This is a genomic window from Tardiphaga alba, from assembly GCF_018279705.1.
GTDB lineage: Bacteria > Pseudomonadota > Alphaproteobacteria > Rhizobiales > Xanthobacteraceae > Tardiphaga > Tardiphaga alba.
Genome location: NZ_CP036498.1, coordinates 787,348 through 812,030 on the forward strand (window position 1 = coordinate 787,348; position 24,683 = coordinate 812,030).

At 57.8% G+C, this 24,683-nt stretch carries 26 protein-coding genes; 14 read left to right on the forward strand and 12 right to left on the reverse strand.

All coding sequences use genetic code 11. The annotated features are described in order from the left end of the window. The first annotated feature begins 15 nt into the window (after nucleotides 1-15). The 3 genes from RPMA_RS03740 (at nucleotide 16) to RPMA_RS03750 (ending at nucleotide 3,086) form a co-directional block, all read left to right on the forward strand. Nucleotides 16-855 (forward strand): glyoxalase, encoded by an 840-nt coding sequence (locus tag RPMA_RS03740; protein ID WP_249225682.1) that lies wholly within the window; start codon nucleotides 16-18, stop codon nucleotides 853-855. Next, nucleotides 824-2,248, forward strand: coding sequence for an alginate export family protein (locus RPMA_RS03745; protein WP_211911595.1), 1,425 nt, complete (start codon nucleotides 824-826; stop codon nucleotides 2,246-2,248). Before RPMA_RS03740 ends, RPMA_RS03745 begins: the two co-directional genes overlap by 32 nt. A 115-nt stretch (nucleotides 2,249-2,363) precedes the next feature. Beyond that, complete coding sequence (locus tag RPMA_RS03750; RefSeq protein ID WP_211911596.1) at nucleotides 2,364-3,086, forward strand: YoaK family protein; 723 nt, start codon at nucleotides 2,364-2,366, stop codon at nucleotides 3,084-3,086. Between the two features lie 57 nt (nucleotides 3,087-3,143). Here RPMA_RS03750 and RPMA_RS03755 read toward each other — a convergent pair whose 3' ends face one another. Then, the gene (locus tag RPMA_RS03755) at nucleotides 3,144-3,968 is read right to left on the reverse strand and encodes an alpha/beta fold hydrolase (protein WP_211911597.1); all 825 of its coding nucleotides are present in this window, start codon (nucleotides 3,966-3,968) and stop codon (nucleotides 3,144-3,146) included. 60 nt (nucleotides 3,969-4,028) lie between these two features. Continuing rightward, nucleotides 4,029-4,331 (reverse strand): hypothetical protein, encoded by a 303-nt coding sequence (locus RPMA_RS03760; RefSeq protein ID WP_211913871.1) that lies wholly within the window; start codon nucleotides 4,329-4,331, stop codon nucleotides 4,029-4,031. A 4-nt stretch (nucleotides 4,332-4,335) separates the two neighbouring features. Here RPMA_RS03760 and RPMA_RS03765 point away from each other — a divergent pair, with 4 nt between their 5' ends. Both RPMA_RS03765 and RPMA_RS03770 read left to right on the forward strand, forming a co-directional pair. Beyond that, nucleotides 4,336-5,019: an alpha/beta hydrolase gene (locus RPMA_RS03765; protein ID WP_249225683.1), complete on the forward strand. Its 684-nt coding sequence runs from the start codon at nucleotides 4,336-4,338 to the stop codon at nucleotides 5,017-5,019. 17 nt (nucleotides 5,020-5,036) lie between these two features. Then, the gene (locus RPMA_RS03770) at nucleotides 5,037-6,044 is read left to right on the forward strand and encodes an MBL fold metallo-hydrolase (protein ID WP_211911598.1); all 1,008 of its coding nucleotides are present in this window, start codon (nucleotides 5,037-5,039) and stop codon (nucleotides 6,042-6,044) included. 24 nt (nucleotides 6,045-6,068) lie between these two features. Here the strand turns inward: RPMA_RS03770 and RPMA_RS03775 are convergent, their stop codons facing one another. Then, complete coding sequence (locus RPMA_RS03775; protein ID WP_211911599.1) at nucleotides 6,069-7,277, reverse strand: MFS transporter; 1,209 nt, start codon at nucleotides 7,275-7,277, stop codon at nucleotides 6,069-6,071. A 100-nt stretch (nucleotides 7,278-7,377) separates the two neighbouring features. Here RPMA_RS03775 and RPMA_RS03780 point away from each other — a divergent pair, with 100 nt between their 5' ends. Then, entirely contained in the window at nucleotides 7,378-8,253 is an 876-nt protein-coding gene (locus tag RPMA_RS03780) for a LysR family transcriptional regulator (RefSeq protein WP_211911600.1), read from the forward strand. 52 nt (nucleotides 8,254-8,305) lie between these two features. Here the strand turns inward: RPMA_RS03780 and RPMA_RS03785 are convergent, their stop codons facing one another. Next, nucleotides 8,306-9,007: an alpha/beta hydrolase gene (locus tag RPMA_RS03785; protein WP_211911601.1), complete on the reverse strand. Its 702-nt coding sequence runs from the start codon at nucleotides 9,005-9,007 to the stop codon at nucleotides 8,306-8,308. A 129-nt stretch (nucleotides 9,008-9,136) separates the two neighbouring features. Further along, entirely contained in the window at nucleotides 9,137-10,057 is a 921-nt protein-coding gene (locus RPMA_RS03790) for a helix-turn-helix domain-containing protein (RefSeq protein WP_211911602.1), read from the reverse strand. A gap of 258 nt (nucleotides 10,058-10,315) precedes the next feature. On the opposite strand from RPMA_RS03790, the gene RPMA_RS03795 reads away from it, so the two are divergent. The 3 genes from RPMA_RS03795 to RPMA_RS03805 all read left to right on the forward strand — a co-directional run bounded on the left by RPMA_RS03795 (nucleotide 10,316) and on the right by RPMA_RS03805 (nucleotide 13,327). Beyond that, entirely contained in the window at nucleotides 10,316-10,519 is a 204-nt protein-coding gene (locus RPMA_RS03795) for a hypothetical protein (protein ID WP_211913872.1), read from the forward strand. Nucleotides 10,520-10,625: 106 nt separating this feature from the next. Further along, a complete protein-coding gene (locus RPMA_RS03800; RefSeq protein WP_211911603.1) occupies nucleotides 10,626-11,738 on the forward strand; it encodes an HlyD family secretion protein in 1,113 nt (370 codons plus the stop codon). Continuing rightward, nucleotides 11,735-13,327 carry an MFS transporter gene (locus RPMA_RS03805; protein ID WP_211911604.1) on the forward strand — a complete coding sequence of 531 codons (1,593 nt, stop codon included), beginning with the start codon at nucleotides 11,735-11,737 and terminating at the stop codon, nucleotides 13,325-13,327. The genes RPMA_RS03800 and RPMA_RS03805 overlap by 4 nt, the downstream gene beginning before the upstream one ends. A 515-nt stretch (nucleotides 13,328-13,842) precedes the next feature. Here RPMA_RS03805 and RPMA_RS03810 read toward each other — a convergent pair. Then, the gene (locus RPMA_RS03810; protein ID WP_211911606.1) at nucleotides 13,843-14,577 is read right to left on the reverse strand and encodes a TetR/AcrR family transcriptional regulator; all 735 of its coding nucleotides are present in this window, start codon (nucleotides 14,575-14,577) and stop codon (nucleotides 13,843-13,845) included. A 126-nt stretch (nucleotides 14,578-14,703) separates the two neighbouring features. On the opposite strand from RPMA_RS03810, the gene RPMA_RS28350 reads away from it, so the two are divergent. The 5 genes from RPMA_RS28350 to RPMA_RS03830 are packed head-to-tail and all read left to right on the forward strand — an operon-like array spanning nucleotide 14,704 to nucleotide 18,355. Continuing rightward, the gene (locus RPMA_RS28350; protein WP_328516553.1) at nucleotides 14,704-15,252 is read left to right on the forward strand and encodes an FAD-dependent monooxygenase; all 549 of its coding nucleotides are present in this window, start codon (nucleotides 14,704-14,706) and stop codon (nucleotides 15,250-15,252) included. After that, nucleotides 15,234-15,953 (forward strand): FAD binding domain-containing protein, encoded by a 720-nt coding sequence (locus tag RPMA_RS28355; protein WP_408056534.1) that lies wholly within the window; start codon nucleotides 15,234-15,236, stop codon nucleotides 15,951-15,953. Before RPMA_RS28350 ends, RPMA_RS28355 begins: the two co-directional genes overlap by 19 nt. 24 nt (nucleotides 15,954-15,977) lie before the next feature. Continuing rightward, entirely contained in the window at nucleotides 15,978-16,277 is a 300-nt protein-coding gene (locus RPMA_RS03820) for a DUF485 domain-containing protein (protein ID WP_211911608.1), read from the forward strand. Beyond that, nucleotides 16,274-17,926: a cation/acetate symporter ActP gene (gene actP / locus RPMA_RS03825; protein WP_211911609.1), complete on the forward strand. Its 1,653-nt coding sequence runs from the start codon at nucleotides 16,274-16,276 to the stop codon at nucleotides 17,924-17,926. Before RPMA_RS03820 ends, actP begins: the two co-directional genes overlap by 4 nt. 27 nt (nucleotides 17,927-17,953) lie before the next feature. Beyond that, the gene (locus RPMA_RS03830) at nucleotides 17,954-18,355 is read left to right on the forward strand and encodes a cupin domain-containing protein (protein WP_211911610.1); all 402 of its coding nucleotides are present in this window, start codon (nucleotides 17,954-17,956) and stop codon (nucleotides 18,353-18,355) included. A 471-nt stretch (nucleotides 18,356-18,826) separates the two neighbouring features. Here RPMA_RS03830 and RPMA_RS03835 read toward each other — a convergent pair whose 3' ends face one another. From RPMA_RS03835 to RPMA_RS03860, 6 genes are all read right to left on the reverse strand, one after another. Further along, nucleotides 18,827-19,018, reverse strand: a complete 192-nt coding sequence (locus tag RPMA_RS03835; RefSeq protein ID WP_211911611.1) for a hypothetical protein — start codon at nucleotides 19,016-19,018, stop codon at nucleotides 18,827-18,829. 227 nt (nucleotides 19,019-19,245) lie between these two features. After that, a complete protein-coding gene (locus RPMA_RS03840) occupies nucleotides 19,246-20,517 on the reverse strand; it encodes an OmpA family protein (protein WP_211911612.1) in 1,272 nt (423 codons plus the stop codon). Further along, nucleotides 20,517-21,554 carry a hypothetical protein gene (locus RPMA_RS03845; RefSeq protein WP_211911613.1) on the reverse strand — a complete coding sequence of 346 codons (1,038 nt, stop codon included), beginning with the start codon at nucleotides 21,552-21,554 and terminating at the stop codon, nucleotides 20,517-20,519. Before RPMA_RS03845 ends, RPMA_RS03840 begins: the two co-directional genes overlap by 1 nt. 1 nt (nucleotide 21,555) lies before the next feature. Next, nucleotides 21,556-22,302 (reverse strand): hypothetical protein, encoded by a 747-nt coding sequence (locus tag RPMA_RS03850; protein WP_211911614.1) that lies wholly within the window; start codon nucleotides 22,300-22,302, stop codon nucleotides 21,556-21,558. Between the two features lie 64 nt (nucleotides 22,303-22,366). After that, on the reverse strand, nucleotides 22,367-23,857 hold the full coding sequence (locus tag RPMA_RS03855; RefSeq protein WP_211911615.1) for a hypothetical protein: 1,491 nt from the start codon (nucleotides 23,855-23,857) through the stop codon (nucleotides 22,367-22,369). Then, the gene (locus RPMA_RS03860) at nucleotides 23,836-24,549 is read right to left on the reverse strand and encodes a thermonuclease family protein (RefSeq protein ID WP_211911616.1); all 714 of its coding nucleotides are present in this window, start codon (nucleotides 24,547-24,549) and stop codon (nucleotides 23,836-23,838) included. The genes RPMA_RS03855 and RPMA_RS03860 overlap by 22 nt, the downstream gene beginning before the upstream one ends. Nucleotides 24,550-24,683: the final 134 nt, after the last annotated feature.

Below are 24,683 nucleotides of genomic sequence, written 5' to 3' on the forward strand. Positions count from 1 at the left end.
CTGGCTCTGGCTGTGATGCAGCCATCTGCCGCGCGCGAACCGAAAGCGAATTACGCGGTAGGGCCGCAATACGACACCACCCACGTCTATGTGGCACCGGCAGATGTCGATCGCTTCGTGGAGAGCTTTGTCGCGACTTTTGGCGGCAAGAGCACGAAGCAGGTCATCGCCACCGTGACGCCGACGCCGAGCAGCACCACGTCGCAGCTTGTGCTGACGCCAGTTGGCTCCATTTCGGTGTTCGGCTTCAAGACGCCGATCCCGTATCCGTTCGGCCATGAGCGCACCGGCTACCTCGTGACCGATATCGATGCCGCCGTGCGCGCCGCGAAAGAGGCGGGCGCTGGCGTGCTGGTGACGACATTCCCGGATCCGATTGGACGCGATGCGGTGGTGCAATGGCCGGGCGGCGTGAATATGCAGCTCTATTGGCACACGAATGTGCCATCCTATCCCGACTTGCAGACGGTTCCCGAGAACCGCGTCTACGTGCCCTCGGAGAAGGCCGCGGAGTTCGTCAAAGGCTTCGTAACATTCTCGAAGGGCAGCATCGTCTCGGACGATGCGAAAGCGCCGGGCATCGAGATCGGCCGCCCGAATGACAGCTATCGGCGGATACGCATCACGTCGAAATTCGGCAGGATGACCGTATTGGTGACCGATGGTCGCCTGCCTTATCCCTATGGTCACGAACTAGCCGGATATGAAGTAACTTCGCTCGATGACACGCTTGTCAAGGCGAAGGCCGCTGGCGTCAGCGTTCTGGTCGAGCCCTATACGGCCGATAATCGCCGCGCCGCTATTGTCCAGTTCCCGGGAGGCTATGTTGCGGAAATCCACGCAGCAGCGCATTAGGCGTTGGCGAGGAGGGGTGGCTTGCGCTGTCGCCGCGCATCTGATCGCCTATGCGCCCGTTCTTGCGGATGAAGCGGTCGCGCGACCGAAGATTTCGTCGAACCGCTGGCAGGAGGATTGGTCGGTGCTGGCCAATCCCGCCTTGCGCACACAGCCGCTCGATGATCTGAAATATATTCCGCTCTACGTCACGGATCCGAAAAGCTATGTCTCGCTCGGCGCGACCATGCGTGAGCGTTTCGAGATCAATGACGCATCCGGCTTCGGCATTGGTGGCACCAGACCGGATGCCTATCTGCTGCAGCGCCTGCAAATGCATGTCGATGTGCATCTGAATGAGAACTGGCAGATTTTCACCCAGTTTGAGGATGTTCGCACCTTTGACAAAGCGAGTGTCACCGCGGTCGATCAGAACCAGCTCGACCTGCGCCTCGCTTTCGTCGCTTATAGCGACAAACTCGGCGATGGCACATTCAAGGCACGCGTCGGTCGACAGGACTTTTCCTTCGACCTTCAGCGCTTCGTGTCGTCGCGGGATGGCCCCAATGTCCGGCAGTCATTTGATGCACTGTGGGCCGACTACGAGATCGGCCCGTGGCGTCTTATCGGCTTCGTCAGCCAGCCAGTGCAATATCGCTTTGGCGACGTGTTCGATGATATCTCCAACCGTGACTTCAGGTTCAGCACCCTGCGCGTCGAGCGCCAGGTGCTAGGGACCAATGAACTGTCGGGTTATTATTCGCTATATGAGCGCTCGAATGCGCGCTATCTCGATGCGCTCGGCGCCGAGCAGCGGCACATCTTCGACATCCGTTTCGCCGGTCAGATCAATGGCCTAGACTGGGATCTGGAAGCGATGGGGCAGACCGGCCATGTTGCCGCCAAGGAGATTGCAGCCTGGGCGCTAGGCGGTCGCGTGGGCTACACCCTGACCAATATCCCGTGGACGCCACGCATCGGCCTGCAGGCAGATGCGGCCTCGGGCGATCGCAAGCCGGGTGACGGCACCATCGGCACCTTCAATCCGCTGTTTCCGAACGGCTATTATTTCACGCTTGCCGGTTATACCGGATATGCCAACCTAATCCATCTCAAGCCGACCTTGACCGTCAAACCACTCGACAAGCTCACGGTCACCGCCGGCATTGGGTTGCAATGGCGTGAGACGACGGCCGATGCCATCTATATCCAGCCGAATGTTGCGGTTACCGGCACCGCGGGAATGGGCAATCGCTGGAGTGGACTCTACACGCAATTGCGCGCCGACTATGCCTTCAACGCCAATCTAACCGGTGCGCTCGAAGCCGTTCACTACGAGATCGGCGATACGCTACGTAGCGCTGGCGGTCACGACAGCAATTATCTGGGGCTTGAACTCAAATACGGGTGGTGACTCTGCTGGCGCTTGCATTCAGAAAGAGCCGCGCACGAGCAGCATATTTCCAGGAAGGTAGCGCCCAACGCCGATTCATCGACGCTCCGAATCGAAGGCCAACGGAGGCAAGCCCATGAAACTCAGTCTCACCGGATTGCTCAGCTACAACGGTGGCTATACCGACACGGCGGGATTTCTGGCCTTTCAAGGGCTCTTTACCGCGCACGTTACCGGCAATTTCGTGACAATAGGGAGCGCGCTGGCTCTTGGGACATCCGGAGTTCTGACCAAACTCCTCGCACTTCCGGTCTTTTGCATCGTTGTGATCGCAACCAGACTGGGAGGTCACGCACTTTCTATACGAGGTGCGCCCGTTCTCCGATACATGCTGGCGTTTAAGTGTCTACTTCTCTTGGTCGGTGCGGTGCTTGCGATTACACTAGGACCATCTAGAGACGGAGACAGCATTCCCGCGCTGGCCGCAGGCTTGACCCTCGTATCGGCGATGGCTGTACAAAACGCCGTGCATCGCATTCATCTCAGCGCAGCTCCGCCAACAACCTTGATGACCGGGACGACTACACAGTTGATGATTGACCTAGCTGACACCCTTTTTAGCAGAGATCGCGAACAGTTAGGGGCGATTTTCAAACGCCTGAAGTCCATCGCTTCAGCGGTTGGGTTCTTTGCGATTGGTTGCGCAACAGCCGCGTTGTTGTTTGCTGCGGTCGGGAGTTGGTGTTTTGTCATACCTCCGCTGCTAGCGGTCAGTGCGCTGTTCTTCGATCTCAGACCGTTTCAGGGCAACGTTGCCGAGAGAGACAAAACAACAACGACCGTCGGCAAGCCGATCTGAAGTATTCGCTTTGCGGTGACCTCAGATCGCTTGAAGCGGGGTTGCGTAAATCTCCGCCTAGCTGCGCACGAAAGCCAAAAGGTCGGGATTAATCACGTCGGGGTGCGTCGTGCACATTCCATGCGGAAAGCCCGGATAGACCTTCAACGAGCCGTGCTTCAGCAGCTTAATCGAAAGATGTGCAGAATCCGCGATAGGAACGATCTGATCATCATCGCCATGCATCACTAGCACGGGTACATCGATGGCTTTCAAGTCTTCCGTGAAATCGGTTTCCGAGAAGGCCTTGATGCAATCGTAGTGAGCCTTGGCACCTCCCATCATGCCCTGTCGCCACCAGTTGTCGATGATGCCTTGCGACACCATAGCCCCAGGACGATTGAAGCCGTAAAACGGTCCAGCCGGGACGTCTACGAAGAACTGCGCGCGGTTCGCCACCAGAGCTTCACGGAAGCCATTGAAAACCTGCAGCGGCAGTCCTCCCGGATTACTTGCTGTCTGCAGCATGATCGGCGGCACGGCGCCGACCAGAACAGCCTTTGCGACGCGGCCTTTGCTCGAGCGTGCCACATATCGGGCGACCTCGCCACCGCCAGTGGAATGACCAATGTGTACGGCGTCCCTCAGATCGAGAGTATCGGCAAGCTCGATCACGTCGGATGCGTATGTGTCCATGTCGTGACCGGTGGCCGTTTGGGATGAGCGGCCGTGTCCACGGCGGTCATGAGCGATGACGCGGTATCCGTTGCCAACAAAGAACATCATCTGCGCGTCCCAGTCATCCGCGCTAAGCGGCCAACCATGATGGAATACGATCGGCTGACCTTGTCCCCAGTCTTTGTAAAAAATGACGGTGCCGTCTTTGGTTGTGATTGTCCCCATCTCCTGCTCCTCGAACTGACGACAATGAACTTTGCGTCTTCCGGAATACGCGCGGCTCACTTAGCAGCAAGTACGTATCTCGATCTTGAACAATAGTACTGTACGCACCCACTCAATCAGACGAACGACCGGCGGTGCGCCGAAAGCCTGCGTTCTTTCATGCAAGAAAAGCGTCAACTTGAGACGATAGAATCGTCCATCGATAAACTTGATTGAGGGAAGTGGTTTGATGAAGGTTCGGTTCTGTTTACTCAACGCCGCGCTGATGCTTTGCATCACGTCCATATCGATTGGCAGCATCGCTGCTGCACCTGCAAAGAAGAATGGCGGGTCTTCGAGTCTCGTCGACAGCACATCGCCCACCGTTGTGCTCGTCCACGGAGCATGGGCGGATGGATCAAGTTGGTCCAAAGTGATCCCGCTTCTCCAAGCAAGGGGCGTCAAGGTCCTCGGAGTGCAGAATCCGCTAACGTCTCTCGCAGACGATGTGGCCGCGACCAAGAAGGTCATCGCGGATGCGAGTGGGCCCGTTGTTCTCGTTGGGCATAGCTGGGCGGGCACAGTCATAACCGAGGCCGGCGTTGATCCTCAGGTGAAGGCGCTGGTCTATGTCGCAGCGTTCGCGAATAAGGAAGGGCAGTCTGGAGGTGACCTCGTCAATGCGTATCCGAAGACGCCTGCGCTTGGAACGATCTGGGACAATGGTCGCGGTTTTCTTCGTCAGACCGAGCACGGCATGATCGAAAACTTCGCGCCGGACTTGCCGAAAAAGGACGCCCGCACATTGTTCGTCACTCAGGCACCGCTATCGGCCAGCACCTTCGGCGACAAAGTGACGGTAGCCGCATGGAGAACCGTGCCGTCCTGGTACATCGTATCTGCGAACGACCGCGTCATCTCTCCGCAAATGGAGCGCGACCTCGCTGCCATGATGAAAGCCAAGACTACCGTACTTCAATCAAGCCATGTCTCCTTGCTATCGCACCCTCGAGAAGTGGCGGCTGTGATTTTGGATGCAGTGTCGACCGTCGCGAAGGAGGCCAAAAAGTGACACAGCGGCGAACATGGATGAGTGGAGTTGCTGCAGCGCTGTGCTTGATGGCGGCACTGCTCCCGCCCTTCTCCCGTATGGTGATCACAAGCGCACAAGCAGCCGCGGGTGCCGTGGGTGGCCAGGCGCCCGGCTACTATCGGATGCATGTCGGCCGGTTTGAAGTCACCGCGATGCTTGATGGCACACATCCGTTTCAGGCAGAAAAACTGGCCGTCGGAGCCAAGCCAGGTCAGGTAAATGAACTGCTGGGAGAGCAGGCGCTTAAATCGCCCTTCGAGGGAATGATCAACGCGTTTCTCGTTAACACAGGCGGTCGGTTGATACTGATCGATGCAGGTGCCGGAAATCTATACGGCAAAGACGGCGGAGGGCTGGTAAAGGCGATCCAAGCCGCTGGATATGTGCCAAGCCAAGTGGACGATGTCTTCATCACCCACCTTCACGAAGACCACGCCGGGGGCTTGATGTTGGATGGCAGAGCAGTCTTCCCGAATGCGGTCATCCACGTTTCAAAGCGCGACGCAGACTTTTGGCTCGATAACCGCAATCAGACCCAAGTTGGCGATCTTCTCAAACCGTTCTTTCCAGCTATCCAAAAGGTGGTTGCGCCCTACATCGCAGAAAACCGCTTTAAGCCGTTTGAAGGGGATGCAGAACTTATACCTGGTCTCACGCCAATATCTGCTCCGGGACATACGCCAGGCCACACATACTATCTCTTAAAAGACGGTGTAGACGCCATCTTGTTCTGGGGGACACAGTGCACATGCAGCCGGTGCAATTTCCAGATCCAGAAATCGCGATCGAGTATGATTGGAATGTGCCAATGGCGGTCGCTGCTCGGAAGAATGCTCTTGCGCTCGCATCAAGCAATGGTTGGTGGGTTGCCGGCGCTCATGTTTCGTTTCCAGGTATTGGTCATATCCGCGCGGCAGCTCAAGGGTACCGGTGGATTCCCGCAAACTACACGCTCAATCGTTGAGGGACTCGTGCCGAACAATGGCCTCCACGGACCAACTTAGGAAGGCCCGTGGAGTGTTCTGATCTCATTTGATCGTATCTGCACGGCTTCTGCGCCGGGGCAGCCCGGCCAGCTGCACGCACACTGCGATCAGCGCAAATAGCGCTCCTGCGGCGCTAACTGCAGTCCAGCCGCCAGCATTCCATGCGACAGTCGCAATTGCCGAACCGCCAGCGCCGCCAAGGAACATTCCGGTCATGAAGACCGTATTGAGCCGACTGCGCGCGCCGTGATCAAGAGCGTAGATTATATGTTGGTTAGACACCAACGCACTCTGAATGCCGAAATCGAGAACGACCACCCCGATGGTCAACGCTACGAGCGATGACCAGGCCCCGAAGATCGCCCAAGCGACCAATGTCAGGATGCCGCCGACCCAGACTACAAGTTGCGGTCCACGCCGATCGGCTACACGCCCTGCGATCGGCGCCGCGAAGATACCGACGGCACCGATTACGCCGAAGAGACCAGCGATATCCGCTCCGAGATTGAAGGCAGGGCCTTGAATATACAATGCAAGGATCGTCCAGAAACTCGTAAACGATGCAAACAAAGCAGCTTGCGTCAGAGTTGCTACGCGCAACGCTGAGTGTTGTCTCCAAAGATGCGCGAGCGATCGGATGGCGTCACGATATCTTATATGCGATGCGGGGGCGTGGTTAGGCAGTATAGCCGTCATCAAGCCAGCAGACAGCAAGGCCATCGGCACGCCCAGCCAAAACATTTCGCGCCAGCCAGCATGTTCTCCGACAAATCCAGCCAGCGTCCGACTGAACAAAATGCCAGACAGGACCCCCGCCATCACGGTGCCAATCGTCGCCCCGCGCGTTTCTGGTCGCGAGAGGGATGCCGCGAACGGCACGATCTGTTGGGCGACAGTCGAACTAGCACCAACCGCGAGCGAAGCCGCGACAGTCAGGGCAGCGGAGGGGGCGATAGCTGCGGCCGCAAGCGCCACCGCTAGGACGAGGAACTGACCAACGATCAACTGCCGTCGCCGCACAAGATCGCCTAGCGGCAGCAGAAAAAATAGCCCAGCAGCATACCCAAGCTGAGTTGCAGTCGGAATGAGGCCGACGATTGTTTGGCCGGGAAAGTCGGCTTCCATCACCCCGAGCATAGGTTGATTGTAATAGATGTTAGCTACCGCGATCCCGCTGGCCGCGCTCATCGCCAATAGTCTGGATCGCCCAATATCAGGTGGTGCTTTGGAGTTTAGACTGATCGTGCTCATGGCAAGTTCTCCGAACGAATTGATCCCAAGCAGCTAGGATTTCATCGGATTTCGGAGTAGTCATGGTCGGTGTTCTGCCCGTATATCGGAAATTGATAAAGTGGATACTGACGACGTGCTAGTTTTTATAACCGCGGTAAATGGCGGGAGCCTCTCGGAGGCCGCGCGGCGGCTTGGGATATCGCCCATGCTGGCCAGCCGCCGTCTGGGCTCGCTAGAGAGTGCGTTGGGTGTGCGTTTGTTGCAAAGGACCACGCGGTCCTTGTCCTTGACGCCGGAGGGGCAAACGCTGCTACCGTTTGCCAAGGCGCTCGTCGAGAATGATGAAGAGGCTCGAGCCGCGCTGCGAACCGAAAGCCGAGGCGCCGCCGGACTACTGCGCGTTTCCGTTCCTGTTGCCTTCGGCGCGAAAGTCGTGGCCCCTTTAGTCCCCGCACTTTTGCGCGAAAACCCCGAGTTTCGCATTTCCATCGATATGAACGATGGCCTGCCAGACCTCGTTTCCTCCGGTACAGATCTCGCGATCAGAATTGGCCGTCTCAAGGATAGTTCATTGATCGCGCAGAAATTGGCGGAGAATCCCAGGTCTCTGGTTGCAGCGCCGAGTTACCTCCGAGATCGCAAGAAGCCCGTTCAGATTGCCGATCTTGCGCAACATGAATGTCTACCGCTCGGCAGCACTACGCATTGGACTTTTCACGCGGCGGGTGGAGACGAACACGTTCGTTTGCTCTCACGGTTCTCATCCAGCAGCATCGTCGGGTGCCATGCTGCTTGCCTTGCCGGTGGCGGGGTCGCTTTGCTGTCGGATTGGAATGTCGATGAGGATGTCCAGGCAGGTCGCCTCATCCGGTTAGCACTCGAGGATGGTACGCCGGAGGAGATCGCCATTTGGGCCGTCTATCCGACGACCCGTTTGGTGTTGCCGAAAGTGCGTGTTTTTCTTTCAGCGTTGCGTCGCGCTCTGAATGGCTGAACTGAGTTGTACGTCGAAGTCTTTTGCGTTCGACAGATCCGCGCCGGCTACGTCAATTCGTCTTGGCAATCGCATCCAGAATGACTTCGGCGACCTCAGTCGGCATTGATAGCAGAGATACATGGCTGGCCTTCAATTCGACCGTTGTCGCCTTCATCTTGACCGCCAGCTCGCGCTGGAGCTCGACGCTTACAGCCCGATCTTCGCTAGAGATGATATACCAGTTCGGCCTATCCATCCACGCAGCCTTGGTCACCTTGTCGCCGAAGGTGTCTGTCCCGAGCGGTGGCTGTGTTGCCGCCAGCACGCGCGCCTCAGCCGCAGGCAGATCCTGTGCGACGTTCGTTATCCAGCCGTCGACGCTCATTTTCAGGAAGCCTTCGCCGTCCGGCTTTACTTCGCCGAGACCGGGCGGAGGAGCGTGTGCGTTGACTTGATCCCCGGTTGACTCTCCCGCCCCGGGCGCGAAAGCCGCCACGAAAACCAGCGCTTTCACTTGCGGAGAGTTGCCTGCCTCTGTGATCACCGTTCCACCCCAGCTATGGCCGGCAAGCACAACTGGACCGTCGATCCTCTCAATTACGCGACGCGTAGCCTCGACATCGGCTGCGAGCGACGTGGTCGGATTCTGAACAGCGACAACGTCGACGTTCTTAGCTTGAAGGATGGCAACCACCCGTCGCCAACTAGACGCATCGGCCCATGCGCCATGTACGAGGACGACAGTCGAGGACGGTGGGATCGGAGCGGTCATTGCGGAGGTTCCTTCTGTGCGTTGAGCTTGGCTCGACCGGAGCCTGTAGAGCGTACTCACGTAGGGCGTGCCTGATATTGAAGGAAATACCGCACTTTGTTCCAAATGCGCTGCCTGCGGCAGAGACACTCAGATTTTGGTTAGTCGACGCCAGTTCCCCGGCGACGTGCCGACGCTACGAGAAAAGACCCGCGTGAAATGGCTTTGATCTGCAAATCCGCAAACGGCCGCGATTTGAGCAAGTGAAAGATCAGAGCTGAGGATGAGTTCTCGCGCTCTTTCGATTCGATGCGATAAGACCCAGCGATGGGGCGGGAGGCCAGTTGTCTTGCGGAACGCGTGAATGAAGTAGCCTCGTGAAAGCCCGCACGCCGCGGCTACATCGCTTAAAGTGACCTTATCGCCTAACCCTTGGCTCAGCATCTCCGTCGCGATCGCCAGTTGCGCCTTTGACAGCGGTGAACGAACCTGGCGGATCGGTGTCATGGAAGCCGCAGCGTAGCGCTCGAAGAGATGGGCGCCGATCGTGAGACCAAGTTGATCGAGAAACAGCAAGTCGTTGCTCGCACTTTCCTGAAAGGTAGGCAGAGTCGCTTGCAGAAGATTGGATAGAACTGGGTCCTTAGTCCCGGTAACACACATAAATTCCGCGCCGGCCGGGAGGCCATGCTCCTCAGCAAACGCGATCAGAAATGGTCGAGAGATCTCCATCAGGAGAAAGTCGAAGGAGCCTGCCAAATCGGCCCGGTAGGGAACTGCGAGATCCCGGAGGTAGACGGAGCCTTCGTCAAAATCGTGAGAAGTTGCGTGAGTGGCGTGAAAGATGCGTCTACGATGACTATTGGCCAACGACATGCCGATGAGATATCCGCGGTCGTCGGCTTCCGTAGCGACCTGACCGAGGCGCGGGTCATCGCTTCCCTTGCGAAAGAACCCTATCCCTTCGCAGCGCAGTTCTTGGTCCTTGCCTAACTTATTTGAAGAGCAGCCAAACAGATCCTTTTTCGTCACTGAAGCCATTGGTGGGGGAACGGAGACTTCGCTCGACATCTCTGCGCACCTCAAGCTGCAGAATCACCCGCAGACCAACTTCGATCGGACATCATTGTCCCCCGCGAGCATCACTTGTTCAGTCGCACCACACAACTGACTAGTGGTCGATCAAAACTAGTCCAAGGTCTAGGAAGGTGAGACGAGGGGAGGAAACGGAAGCCTTGGCGGCCCGCAGAGAGGAAAGTCGTTCCGGAACGTTTTTATTTCGGATAGCCTTTCACTCCAAGCCGGTGGATTGTGGTTGTAGAGGCCGATATGTCCAGACTGGTAGAGGCAAAAAACGTGGAGATCAAAGTGGCCAAAAAGTTTGATCCGGCTCCGGTCGACAAATACGCGCAAAATCCAAAGAAGGCGTTGGAAGCTGACTTAAGTGAGGATCAACTCGACGAAGAACTGGCGGAGACGTTTCCAGCTTCTGACCCGTTGAGCGCAATTCAACCAAAGCCATCCGAAGACTAGGCGCACGGCGGCTCTATCGGGATGTCGACACCTCGGCGTCTACCAATGGGCTTGCAATATGCGAGCAGTCGGCATTCCAGGGTTCGTCAACCGAATTGAAAGCGCCATGTCCCAAGTGCAGCCTCCTCCGCAGCCGACATCCCCGCCGACTGTCGGTCTCGCTCCAGAAACTTCCACCTTGCGCCGCGTGGCCTTGCCCGTGATTGCGCTTTCGGTCGCGGTCGGCTTCGTGATCGTGGCGACGCTGCGATGGGATATCTGGATCGGTAATCGCGCCGTGCAATCAACGGATGATGCGTATGTCCGCGCGCAGACCACGCGGCTATCGAGCCGGGTGGCCGGGGAAGTCAAAACGGTTGCAGTTAACGATTTTCAACGGGTGAAGGCAGGCGATCGGTTGCTGCAGATCGATCGGGCCGACTACGAGGCGCAACTTGCCCAAGCCGATGCGGGCGTGGCCGGGGCTCAGGCGGCGCTGGATAATCTCGCCAACCAGATCGAACTTCAATACGCGACGATCGCTCAGTCCGAAGCTCAACGCGCCGCAGCCGAAGCACAGGATGTGCAAGCCGAGCAGGAGCTCGAACGGCAAAAATCCCTGAGCCAAAGCGAAGCGGGTACGCGCCAGCGCTTTGAACAAGCGATCGCCGCCCAAGCGAAGACACAGGCAGATGTTCGGGCGAGCAGGGCGTTGATCGCGGCCCAGAAGCATCAGCTCGAAGTATTGAACGGCACTAGAAAACAACGCGCCGCAGATCTTCTGGGAGCCAAAGCAACGCGGGACGCTGCTGCATTGAAGCTCGGCTACACCACCATCGTGGCGCCGTTCGACGGCGTGGTGAGCGAACGGCAGGTCCAGGCGGGCGACTATGTCAATGTCGGCACCAATCTCATAAGCGTCGTGCCGCTACCTGATGTCTATGTGGTCGCAAATTTCAAGGAAACCCAGCTCACGCGTGTGAAGCCCGGCCAGCCGGTCGAGATTGTCGTCGACACCTTTTCGAACCAGACGTTGCGTGGCCGCGTCGAACGCATCGCACCCGCTTCAGGCTCGCAATTCGCATTGCTGCCGCCGGACAATGCGTCGGGCAACTTCACGAAAGTCGTTCAACGCGTGCCGGTGCGCATTCTATTCGATAGAAACCAACCGTTACTCGATCGGCTGTTGCCTGGCATGTCGGTCACCGCGCGGATCGATACGGAGGCCGCGGCCCAATGACCCAGGCGAGCGCCGTCGACAGCCGCGTGATCGGCGCAGGGCCGGTCTCGACAGGCGGAGCATCGCTTCATCCGCTCTTTGCAGTGGGCGCGGTGCTACTCGGCTCGCTGCTGTCGAGCGTCGACTCACGGTTGTTCTCACTTGGCCTGCCGGACCTCCGTGGTGGCCTTTCTTTAAGCTTCGATCAAGGTGCCTGGCTCTCCACAGCCGGCACCGCCTCGCAGATATTCATTGCGCCGGCAGTGGCATGGCTCTCGACAGTGCTCGGCCTACGCCGCGTGCTCGGCATTCCCGCGCTGGTCTATGCGGCGATCTCGGTGATGATTCCTCTGCTACGCGACTACAATGCCCTGCTGACCGCGCACATTGTCCACGGGCTGTTGCTCGGCACTTTCGTGCCAGCGACGCTGCTGATCATCTTCCGAAACTTGCCAATGAAATGGTGGCTGCCGGCGATTGCCATTTACGCCATTCGCGTGGGTTTCACGCTGAATGCGGGAGTTTCGCTGACAGGTTTCTATATCGAGCATCTCGGCTGGGAGTGGATCTACTGGCAGGATGCGATCATCGCTCCGCTACTCGCTCTGTTCGTGTATCTCGGAACGCCTCGCGAGCCGATCAATACCTTCGTTCTGCATGAAGCCGATTGGGGCGGTATGCTGCTCTTCGGCTCCGGCGTCGCGATGATCTATGCCGGTCTCGATCAAGGCAATCGTTTGGACTGGTTCGGATCGGGAATCATAGTCGCGCTGATTGGGGGAGGTGCCGCGCTGGTTGTTGGTTTCTTCATCAACGAGACGATCGTAAGGCGCCCCTGGGCGCATGCAGAAGTGCTGTTCTCACGCAACATCGGCTTTGCTTTGCTGGTGGTCCTGCTCTACTCGATGACAAGCCTTTCCAACTCGTCGCTTGTCCCAAACTTCCTAAGCTCCGTCGCGCAACTCAAGCCTGTGCAATTCGGGTGGGTGTTTCTGTTATGCGGCACCGCGCCGATGATCTTACTGCTGCCGTTATCGATCTATCTCATTCGTCGATACGATGTGAAACTCGTCCTGATCGTAGGCCTGGCCGCCTTCGCTGCCGCGGCATTGCTCGGCACGATGTTGACCTCGGCCTGGTCTCCATCTGATTTCGCCCCGATGCTTCTGCTGCAGTCCCTCGGGCATTCATTCACCCTGTTGCCGATCATTATCATCGCGCTGTCTAATTCGGATCCAACTCGAGCAACCGCCTTTGCGGCATACATTCAGGTCATGCGGCTTGGTGGCGCGGAAATCAGCGTCGCATTGATGACGACTTGGTTGCGCATGCGCGAACAAGTGCATTCCAATTTGTTAGGGCTTCATGTAGCCGCCGGAGATGCGGACGTATCGAGATTGCTCGGCAAGCTGAACGCCCTGTTTGCGCCCCATGGCGAGGATCTTGCAGTGGCGCGAAGTGTCGGAACGCTGGCGAGCATGGTGCAAAAGCAGGCCAACACGCTGGCCTATATCGATGGATTCTGGCTGACATTCTGGTTTGCCATCGCAGGCCTTGTTTGCGTTTCTCTGATCGGGCGCGCTCCAATTGGTCCATTTTCGCCGCGCTGACGAGCTTGGCCGGGGCACGGCGACAACTATGTCTCCTTGGCGTAATGCAGACTGAAGCTGTTCAGACGGTGAAGCGCTTCTCGGTCGACCAAAAGCTCTATCCCTTCCGAAATTTGGACGGATTTGAAAAGCGGCAAACAGGGCCATCCACGCCGTTCCTGCTGTATGAGAAGCAAGTCTCCCATGCCCATGATCACCGCACATGTGGTTTGATGGATGAGTCAATCGGCGGATAGCGTTCGCTATCGATACAGGCGAGTGAAGAATCTTCTGAGTTTTCGAGGTTTTGACGTGCTCGCAGGCGAAGCGTTCGCATGCGCTCTATCAAGGCGGTGCGCGGCGCTCCAAGCTTCAATGACGTCCGCCCCGGCATTTTGGGCAATCAGGTCGAACGATTTGAGGAGTAGGCGATACTTGATGATCGCAGAAGAGACGCCCTCTGCACCCGGGAAGGTCGTTCAGATCAAGACTAACTGAGACATCAGCTGGCTGGTCTCTGACCGGCGAGCATTGTTTCAAATAGAGGCGCGCTTTCGGGAGCGCACAGTAGCGGACCGCGGGGCTTCTTGAAGCACGGGAGCTATGCCTTCAAGGAAAGTGGTGACTTTCGCGTCGACGATGGCATCTACGTCCGCGCCCAACGGCATGCCGTAGATGTACTCACGAACGCCGAGATAGAAAATCGAAGCGTGAAGGCCCCAAACCATCTCGATCTCCATCACGGACGGAGGGACCGAGCTCAGATCTGGCCGTTCGTGCGCCGCGCGGAGAGCTGCAATGATACGAAAAAACGCGCGTTCTCTGAGCATTTCGAGATAGCGGGCATTGAAGTCTAGGTCTTTCAAGCCGGCGAACATAAACAGACGTATCCATTCGTAATTCAGGATCGCCTTCGCGTATCCGCGATAGAAAGCCTTCAATCGATCAATCAGCGGCGCTTCGCGGTCATCGATCAGCGCCTCCCAGGATGGATTCCAACGGCCTACAAAGATTTCCTGATAGACGCGCTCGATCAACGCCTCCTTGCTTGGAAAGTACCGATAAAGCAGCGGCTGGGTGATCTTAAGCCGTTTCGCCAGTTCTCTCGTTTGCCCTTCGAAACCGTATTCAGCAAAGAATTTCACCGCTTCGCGGACGATGATTGCCTCTCGTTCGCTGGGATCCAATCGCTGCGGCTCTTTTCGAGGCGTGCGGGCAGCTAAGGCTTCGGTGCGTTTTGCGCGGGCGGAATCGGTCTGTGCTCGGGTCATTGAAATAGCCTACACGCACCCGGGTACAGATGGGAATTGATCGATCGATAAATAAGGGTTGACAAAGGGCCGGAGTGTCACGCTAAATGATCAAACGATAAATAAGATGCGACGGGAAGAATGCTCATGGAACATCGACCGAGCGGCGGCACGAGGCCGCCCAGAGCCATTATCGTTGGTGGCTCGATGGCGGGATTGTTTGCAGGCCTGTTCTTGCGGAAGCAGGGATGGGACATCGCAATCTACGAGCGCATCGGTGCCGAACTCGCGGGCAGAGGTGCAGGCATCGTCACCCACCGCGAATTGTTCGATATTCTCAAAGAAGCTGGTATCGAGGTCGACAGCTCATCGCTTGGCGTTTCGGTCCCCGGCCGACGGGTCTTCGGAAGTGACGGCCGCGTCGTCGGGCAACTTGCTCTGCCGCAAGTTCTGACCTCATGGGGCAAGCTGTACGGTCTTCTGAAGGCCGCTCTTCCGTCAGATTGCTATCGGCATGGGAAGAATTTCGTTGAGGCTCAGGAAGACGATACATCAGTGGTCGCGAAGTTCTCGGATGGGGAAGCGGCGACTGGAGACCTGCTGATCGGTGCCGACGGCTTATTCTCCAACGTTCGGGGCAGTTCGCACCTACGGACAGGCCGGCATATGCGGGGTATATCGCTTGGCGCGGACTAGTTCATGAGCGCGATCTTTCGCCGGCAACGCGCGCGGATACCTCGGATTGGTTTTCCTTCGCCCTTCCGCCCGGGGAGCAGATGCTCGGATATCCCGTTGCAGGAGAAGGTGAGGAAACTTCGATCGGGCAACGTCGGTTCAATTTCGTGTGGTACCGCCCAGCCGATGCTATGCAGACTCTGCCAGAACTTCTAACCGACATCGACGGAAAGCGACACGAACTCTCGATAGCACCGCACCGGATTCGGCCGGATGTGATCTCCGCGATGCGCTCGGACGCTGAGCGGCTGCTGTCTCCGCAGTTTGCCGAGATCGTCAGGCTAACGAAGCAACCCTTCATTCAGGCAATACTTGATCTCGAGGCCAAGCGAATGATGGTCGGCACTCGCACGGTGCTCCTCGGTGACGCCGCGTTTGTCGCCCGTCCGCATGTGGGGATGGGCGTTACCAAAGCCGCTCTCGATGCAGCCGGGCTCGCAAAGGCGCTCCAAGATCATCCGGCAAATATGCAGGCGGCACTGACGGCTTTCAACGGGGCGCGGACACCATTCGGCGCTGCGGTTGTCCGACGCGCCAGACATCTCGGGGCTTACATGCAGGCGCAGATCGCCACGGATGAGGACCGCATTTCCGCCGAGAGATACCGAACGCCGGAGGCCGTCATGGCAGAGACCGCGGTGTCGACCGGCATAGCCGCCTAGTCGAGATAAAAAAGGGAGGACGTTATGAACGCTGAACTTATTCAGCAAAACGTATTGTTTCGACAGTTGTCCAGAGAACGGTCGAGGTTCGGTTTTGCGATGTCTGCGATGATGGCGGTGTCCTACTTCGCTTTCATTATGGTCATCGCGTTCCGTCCTTCGCTGCTGGGCCTTCCTCTCGGGACCGGGACGACCACCACGTGGGGCGTAGTCGTCGCCGTCGCATTGATAGCGCTCGGCTTCATTCTTACCGCCGTGTATGTCGCGAGAGCGAACTCGCGCTTCGACCAGTTGAAAGACAAGCTATTGGAGGACCTGCGATGATCAGGCGGTTCGGCGGTCTCGCTTTTCTGATAGCCGCGACGACGTCGTCGTGTCCGGCAGTCGCCGATGCCGTCAGCGGAACTGTGACGCGGCAGCCTCTGAATTCCACTGCCATCCTCATGTTCGTCGCGTTCGTCGTCGTCAGCCTCGCAGTCACCTGGTGGGCGGCAAGGCGCGGAACGAGCACCGTGAAGGACTTCTATGCGGCAGGCGGCGGTCTGAAGGGTTTCCAGAACGGTCTCGCCATTGCCGGTGACTATACTTCGGCTGCGACGTTCCTCGGAGTGACTGCGCTGGTCTACACATCCGGCTACGACGGGATGATCTACGCGATTGGCTTCCTCGTAGGGTTTCCGATGATCCTCTTTCTCGTCGCAGAGCCGCTTCGAAATCTCGGGCGCTTCACCTTCGCGGACGTAGCAGCTTACAGGTTGGCGGAAATTCCTGTCAGGGCAGTCGCCGGCGTGAACACGCTCGTGATCGTGATCTTCTACCTCATCGCCCAGATGGTGGGAGCCGGCAAGCTCATCCAACTCTTGTTTGGACTGCCGTACAGCTATGCCGTGTGCATCGTCGGCGTTCTGATGATGATCTACGTTACGGTCGGAGGAATGCTCGCGACCACTTGGGTCCAGATTATCAAGGCTGTTCTTCTGATGACGGGGTCGATAGTGATGTCAATCCTGATTTTGTCGCGCTTTGGCTTCAGTTTCGAAGCTCTCTTTCGTGCCGCCGTGTCGGTCCATCCGAAGTCGGATGCGATCATGGCGCCGGGCGGATTGGTCAAGGACCCGATCTCGGCCATCTCGCTGGGGCTCGCTCTGATCTTCGGAACCGCCGGATTGCCTCACATCTTGATGAGGTTCTTCACCGTTAGCAACGCGAAGGACGCCCGTTCGTCCGTTCTTGTCGCGACCGGCTTCATCTCGATTTTCTACAGCCTGTTGTTCGTTCTGGGCTTTGGGGCGATCGCGCTGGTATCCACCGACCCGGTGTTCCGTGATCCGGCGGGAGCCTTGATAGGTGGCACAAACATGGTCGCCCTTCACCTTGCCGAAGCCGTAGGAGGATCGGCTCTGCTCGGGTTCATTTCGGCGGTGGCATTCGCTACGATCCTGGCTGTCGTATCCGGCTTGACCTTGGCGGGGGCATCCGCCGCAAGTCACGATCTGTATGCGAGGATCTTCCGTCGAGGACAGGCCAACGAGCGCGAAGAGGTGCTGGTATCGAAATTGGCCGCCGTCGCGATAAGCGTCGTCTCGATGGGGTTGGGCATCGTCTTCGAGAATTCCAACATTGCCTTCGTCGTCGGTCTTGTCTTCGCGATCGCCGCCAGCGCCAATTTCCCCATCATCCTCCTCTCGATCGTCTGGTCGAAACTGACGACACGCGGAGCCGTCATCGGATCTATCTGTGGACTGGTCTCGTCGGTCGGGCTGGTCGCTCTGAGTCCGTCCGTCTGGACGGCCACCTTCAAACTGGGACCGGCACCTTTTCCCTACGACAATCCGGCTCTGGTCTCCGTGCCACTGGCCTTCGCGATGTCTTGGATCGTTTCTGTCCTCGATCGCAGCGCGGCAGCGGAAAAAGTGCGCTCTGCGTTCGGATCTCAGCAGGTCCGGGCGGAGATCGGAATGAGCACCAAATAGAAGAGTTATTTTGAGAAAGGAACACAAATGAGTATTGCCACCAAAGCGAACATCGAAGCATGGCCGGTGAAATTGCGCCGCGAGTTTGCGGCTAATCAGAACAACGGCAACGTGGGCACCAGGCTCCTATCAGAGACCGCACGCGTAAGGGTCTGGGAGATCCGCCTAGCACCGGGCGAACGGATCGGTTTCCATCGACACGTCCTTGATTATTTCTGGACGGCGGTAACGCCCGGTAGGGCACGGTCGCATGTAGAAGACGGGACGATCGTTGATGCAGTCTATTCAGCGGGAGACACCCGGCACTTTGTCTATGGAGAGGGAGAATCTAAATTCCACGATCTCGAAAACGTCGGTGACACGGAGCTCTTGTTCACGACCGTTGAATTTCTCGATTCTGCCAACGGCAGACTTCCAGTCAGCGCATAACCGCGCCTGCGCGCAAACGCGTGCCTAAGACTGATTTGGAAGACAAGCGAGGGTTGGGTTGCGTTGTGTGTCTAGAAGCATGCGAGGCGGCGCTCTACTCCAGCGCCGCTAGGCTCGCGAGGTGCCGCCGACCGCATGCGGCGGACCAGCAAAAGATCGCCGACGCTTTTTTGGCGCTCGGCCTCATTCCGAAGGCAATCAAGATCACCGATGCTATCCCCGCAAACCTTGTGTCAGCGAATTGACCGCAACGTTGCGAAATTTGCCGGCGGCAGACGGCTTCATGCTTTCCATCGTGAAGTCGCAGCTAGCATTTGAAAAAATGCGGCGAGCTGGAACCAACGGAATTGCGCGGTGTTTTCGAAGCGTCTCAACATAAGAGTGGAAGGCGGATGTACCCCTCCAGTGGAAGGCTCCGTGTGATGCCGGGGCCTTCTTGCGTTATTACGACCTAACTTGCTGCCGAGTCCTCTAACCTGCGGATGGCGCCTTTGCCTCGCGGGTGCCGACGAGCTTCAGTCCATGCTGCCGAGCCGCCTTCTTGACGGATTCGCTTCGGCGGTTGAGCGCTGAAGCAGCACGCATGGCAGTGGCTCCCTCGGCCGCCAACTCGCGCAGGCGTTGGATATCCTGATCTGTCCAGACTTTGCTCAACGGCTTCATATTGTTCTCAGTCCGGTGCCTGCAGTTCGGTCGAAGCTGCACATCGGCCGCCGTTTGCTTGTGCCTCGGATATCCGCTCAGCCGCTCTTCGGGCCTAGTCTTCGGGGCATAATACTGATACACGCAACACGATTTTGGGCGGCGATTGCCGTTGATTTCATTTAGTTTTTTCGTTGGCCGGGCAATCCCCCTCATCGCTAGAGGCCTATTTCCCGGCTCGCGCAAGACTAGTTGCCGAAGAGATTAAAAGAATTCGGCTGTCGTTGCGGGGGAGGCGGTTGGACCGGTGCTGGACGAGGGGAAGCCGCTGGGCGTGGCATGGCTTGTTTGGCCTGTGCCGGTCGGCGCAGGACCTGGGTTGACGGTGTGGGCGGCACGATCGAGGCGGCAGCTTCGTGCGGAGTAGATTTACGCAATCTAATCTCAATGCGCCGGCGTTGTGCCACGTCGCCGCCAGGGTTGCTGCTGAGCGCGAGCTTCTCGTCGGTATCAATCAGCTGACCGCCAGAGAGCGGAATAAGTTTGTAACCGGCGAGCTTTTCGGACTTCCGCAATTCGCTGACAACGGAAACAGCGCGTGCCAGGCCAAGGCCGGCATTGTCCGCAGGGGTCATCCGCGCGATTTCGTTGGTGTTGTTCAGAACTGCCGTCAGGCCACGATCAAGATTCGAGACACGGGGCATGCTGGACGTCGGAGCAAGGGAGACCGGGCTGGCGGAGTCGATGCCGGGCGAGGCCAAACGAGGGCCATAAGCCTGTTCGTCCGTATGTCCCACGACCTCGACCACGTCGACGTCGTACTGTTTGATCGTCGTGAGGATCTTGTCGAGCGTCGTCGAGGTAAGCGCGTTTTTGAATGCGGGCACTAGCTCGGCGCTCCCGGTACGGAAGGTATATCCTTTCTCTTCGGTTAGACTAATGATAGGCGGAAAGCGATTGCCGCCACCGTCGCCGGGAGCCTTCGACGCGCGGACCGCTATTTCGGTAGCTGATTTCGGCGTCAACGCCGCGCTGTCTGCTTCGGGTAGTGCACTCTTCAGAGCTTTCACGATCTCCGCGTCACGCATTGCCTTGTCGTTATCAATGCCTGCTTTCCGCAAGGCATCCGTGACCGCTGCCTTCTCGCGTACTTCCGCGAGCGTCGTGCCTTCTTTGGCCAGCTTCGCAAGAGATGCCTTGCTTTCGACGAGATCCCGCCAGTAAGCGTCGATGGCGGCGGGATCTAGACCGGCGGCATTCTGAAGTTTCTCCGCGAGGGCCGTCTCTCGCTTCAACGATTCTATGGCGGCGGCATCGCGCTCTGCGATAGCCTTCTGGAGCGCGAGCTCCTGTTTGGCCATAGCGAGCTTGTCTTGTTCCCGCCGCAAGAAGGTCGCCATTGCAATCAGAAGGCAGAACACCAGCAGGACCATAATTTCCGCCATGGTGAGGCCAAGAACGAGGCCTCGTCGGTAGGAGGAGCCCTGCTGATTGATCTTTCCGTCTGTGGTCGCGCCCATCACTCTGCGGCCTTATCAGCTTGGGTGCCGTCCCAAGCCGGGGGCTCGGCGGGTCTAGGCCGAAAAAGGTCGGCCGCTCGGAGTTCCTCAACGATCCGAGCCACCGACGCTGCCACGTCCTGCGTCCGCTTGAGGCTCTTATCGACGGTTTTCTCATGCATTTCGGCGCTGGCCTTGAAGGAGTTCACCGCACGAGAAAGTCCCTGGATCATCGGTGCAAGCTTGATTTCGATGATTTGTTCGGGCGTCTGCATCGCCTCTAGCTTGGCCACGGTCTTGCGGATCGCTTCGGCCGAGGCTTCGGCTCCGCGCGAGAAGTTTTCTGTCTGTTCGACCAACCGTTCGGATACGTCGTCCAAGGCGTCCGTGATGCGATCCGCCAGCGCGTCAACTGTATCGCCCGATTTTTTTGTTGTCTCTTCGAGTGGGCGGCTGATGCGGCCGCTCATCTGTTCGAGTTCGCCCGCCACGGTCTGGCGCATGTCGCCTAACATGGTCTTCATCTCTTCGAGGGCGTCGGCCATGGACTGTTGGGTCATTCGTCGGAAGTAGGCAAATTCGAGCACCGTACCGTCGAGTTCGCGCTTCACCCGTCGTGAAGCGTCCGCCAGTTCGAGGCGTGCAGTCGCCTCGACCTCCGCGGGATCCTGGCGCATCTGGTTAAAGAAGATACGCAGGGCTATCCCCGCGATGGTCGAGGCAATGGCGATACCGAAATTGCGGACGATCGTTTCTGCCGAACCGTCGCTGGAGAACTGGTATAGAGAAACGGCAAGACTGGTTAGGGTGAACAGGAATCCCATGTAATAAAGATTGTCGCCGGCCTGATCGTCACGCAAACGGAGCAATCGCGCTCCGGCCATGAGCGCGGCGTAGCCGATCATGATGAGAACTGGCACCGATGTAACCAACACAGGAGATAAACCTCCCGTCTTCGACAGCACGATGAAGGTGCAGCCGACTAGCGTGGTCGCGAAGAAGATAATGCCGCCTAAAATTCCCGGAGGAATCCGTGACTGGCTGACAGTTTCCGGCACGTTATGTCCCTTGTAGGCGATGTATGAGATCGAGGACTCCGCCGTTATCCTTGACCCAAGTCGACCAGAACTCGGCGTGCTTACCGGCGTCCGGCATGACAGACGGGCGTGTGACGTAGTCTATAGTGACGCGCGCGCCGTGCAGTGAGGTGCGGTATTTGGTGTAAGCTGGTGACTGCCTGAAGCGAGCATAGCCGGGATCGCCAGCACGAGGATATTGGCTATAATCCCGAGTGTGCTCGATCATGTCCGAAATTACGATCAGACGTTTGGGGAGGCTGCGCGTACGTTCCGAAGAGAAGCGATCGATCGCGACGTCCTGCAAGGCTGCCATTATCGGCGAACTCGCTGCCTTAGCTGACGCCAGACTGTTGCGTACCGCATCGGCCGCTGGCTTTCGAAAGCTCTCTTCCCACCGAGATCGCGCCATGCGCGGGTTGTCAGTCCATTCGCTCAAGCCCGAGCCATCGCCCGGATTGCACCGAGAAAACAGAGCCTTGCTTCGATACTGCGCGATGTCCAGGACACGGATTTCCAAGAGATGATTTGCCGGCAAGCCAGAGACTAGATCGTCGAGAATGCCTCGCACTTCTCGTCCCGTCGCCGCCGGAAGATCATCGGACGTATCGACTAGCACGACGGAAATACCCTCTGGACCGGATATGGGACAATCCAAAGCATCGCGTCGCAACTTTTCCGGTGACGAAAACTTCAGCCATGCAAAGCCGGATAGCCCCGCGAGGGCCACCAGTATCAGCGCGATTCCTCCGACGGCTGGCCATCCCAGACCATCCGAGCCGCCTCGTCGGCGCCTAGCCCTTGCCATGGGGAGCCTCTGGGAAGAGTTCGTCGATCTCTTTGTACGACCTAGTTGCGGCGTCGAATGCGGCGTGTACGGCCTCGACCTGCCGCGTGAGTAAGGCCTGTATCTCGTCTACTGAGCGACGGAGTCGTTCTTTGTCGTCGGGGTCGCGATCGGTCGGTTCCACCGGAATACGGTCGAGTACATAAGAAGTGGTGAAATGAGCCGGCGCGGGCGTTGAGCGGACTCTGCGGTTCGCCTCTCTATAGATCTGAAGAAGCGCGTTGGTCGCCCTCTCGATCTGATTTTGATGATCGACGAACTTCTGCGAAAGCCGGCCTCGGTTTACGAGCAAAGAATCGTATTCCGATCGCCTGATCGCAAGATCCCGCTCGGCACCGTTCATCGCCTCAGCGGCGTCGTCGCGGATATCGCGCAATCGCTCATTCAGCTCGTCTTTGGCGTTCCGATAACGGTCGTTCGCTGTCTGCCAACGACGCTCGAGCGCTGTGTAGCCAATGTAAGGATCGAACGTCATCAAGCCATCAACCATTGCCACCACTGAGAAAACGATGCCTATTCCCACCAGCAGCCAAGACTGGAGCTCGTGAAGACCAAAGGGCGCTTCTATCAATCGTCTAAGCGCCTCTCGGTCGACATCGACGAGAATATCTGGCGGGATCTCTCTGACGTGTGCGAGCGCCAAGTTTAGCACCACCGCAAGGGCTAAGTAGAGAATCAGGGACATCAAGCCCACAAACTTGAGTAGCCAGTTTCGGTGATTAAGGAGCCGGATCGGTACAAGGCCGCAGAAGTAGCTGACGAGGATGTTGAAAGCCGCAAAGACGAATGCGACTGACAGGCCTCCCAGGATGCCGCTCTGATTGGCTTTCGCGAGGAAACTACCGTTTACGGCGACCTCGATGACGAACAAAACCGCCAACAAGCCAATTTTGAAGATCATTTTGCCAGGTGTCGAAAGGTGCCCAGGGCGGGTAATTCGGTGTTTACTCCGAAAAGCCTCCCGTTCAGCCTCCGACTCGTTTAGGCGTCTGCGAAGGCCGAATAATTCGTCCCTGCCCATGGCGGCTTCAGCGCCGAAATCGCCGACGGCCTCGGGTGCTGCCTGCCGAATGATCGCGAAGCGTTCCTCGAAATTGAGAGCGGTCAGCCTGGCATCGTAGATATGGAGCTGTTCGAGATAGATCGAATGAGCGGTCTGCTTGTGGCCCTCCGTGTTCTCGACGATGCGATGTTCGACGTCGTCGAGAATCGTCACATCGCTATCGGGCCGGTCAGCTGCGCCTCTTTCAGCGCCGAGTTCGCTTAGACGCATGTCTCTGGCTACTCGATCGACGTCGAGATCGAGGAAAATCTGCGTCGATGGCTTATAAGGATGCTGAGCTTGACCGAACAGGTCGCGCAGTTTCGATATGGCCGATTTCTTCTTTGGAGAGCTTTGGGTCATGTCGATGTCGGTCAGAGTTTCGAGCGGCGGCACCCGGCCGCTTGCGCTTCCGCTTCGCTGCAGAACCAGCGTCGCGCGGCATGTTCGGTCATGTCCAATCCACCGTAGAAGCGACCGCCGGGCAGATGATAGATGCAGGCGGGCTTGCTGCGCAGATTTCCTTTAATTGTGCAGCCGGACGATGGAGAGACTTCGCTGGCGGTACCGGTCAGCAGCCGGCTCGCGGAGACTGGCACAGACGCTGCTCCGAGCACGACAGTTTGGCTTGAGCGAGCGCGCCAATCCCATGGCGCGATGAAGGCGCCGCTCCAAAGGCCGCGTTTGGCGCTCCGGGCATCATCCTCATCGGCCAAGTAAGCATTGGAATAGCGGCGGAATGCGAGAGCCCAACCTTCTCGAACGAGCCATTGCCCCACGTCCTCGCCATCCACAAAACAGGTCGCAAGCGTCCGGCGATATCGATCGGTACCTGACGCCCGACAGGACCAAAGCCGCCCCTCGAAGCGCCGCGCCAGAGCGGACTTCGCATCCAGACCGCACGCAAATGATCGTCCAGAGATGTCGAGGCACATCTGCTCGGTTTCCGGAGCGTCGATGCCCTGAAGCCGAATTTTCTCGACACCGAGATAGATCGTATCTCCATCAACGATCTGCAGCTGTCCGGGGCCATCGGCCCAAGACGATGTCGCGACGGCGACGAAAATACATGCGATCAGAAAACGCAATCTACGACCTCAAATTGATCCAAACGCATTACTCGCGCCAGTTGCAAATTCTCATAAAACTGTAATTGAAGCCTCTAATACCTAAGTCGAGGGCCTATCGACAGAGCTTAGGGGCAGGCTGGCCGAGAGTGGTT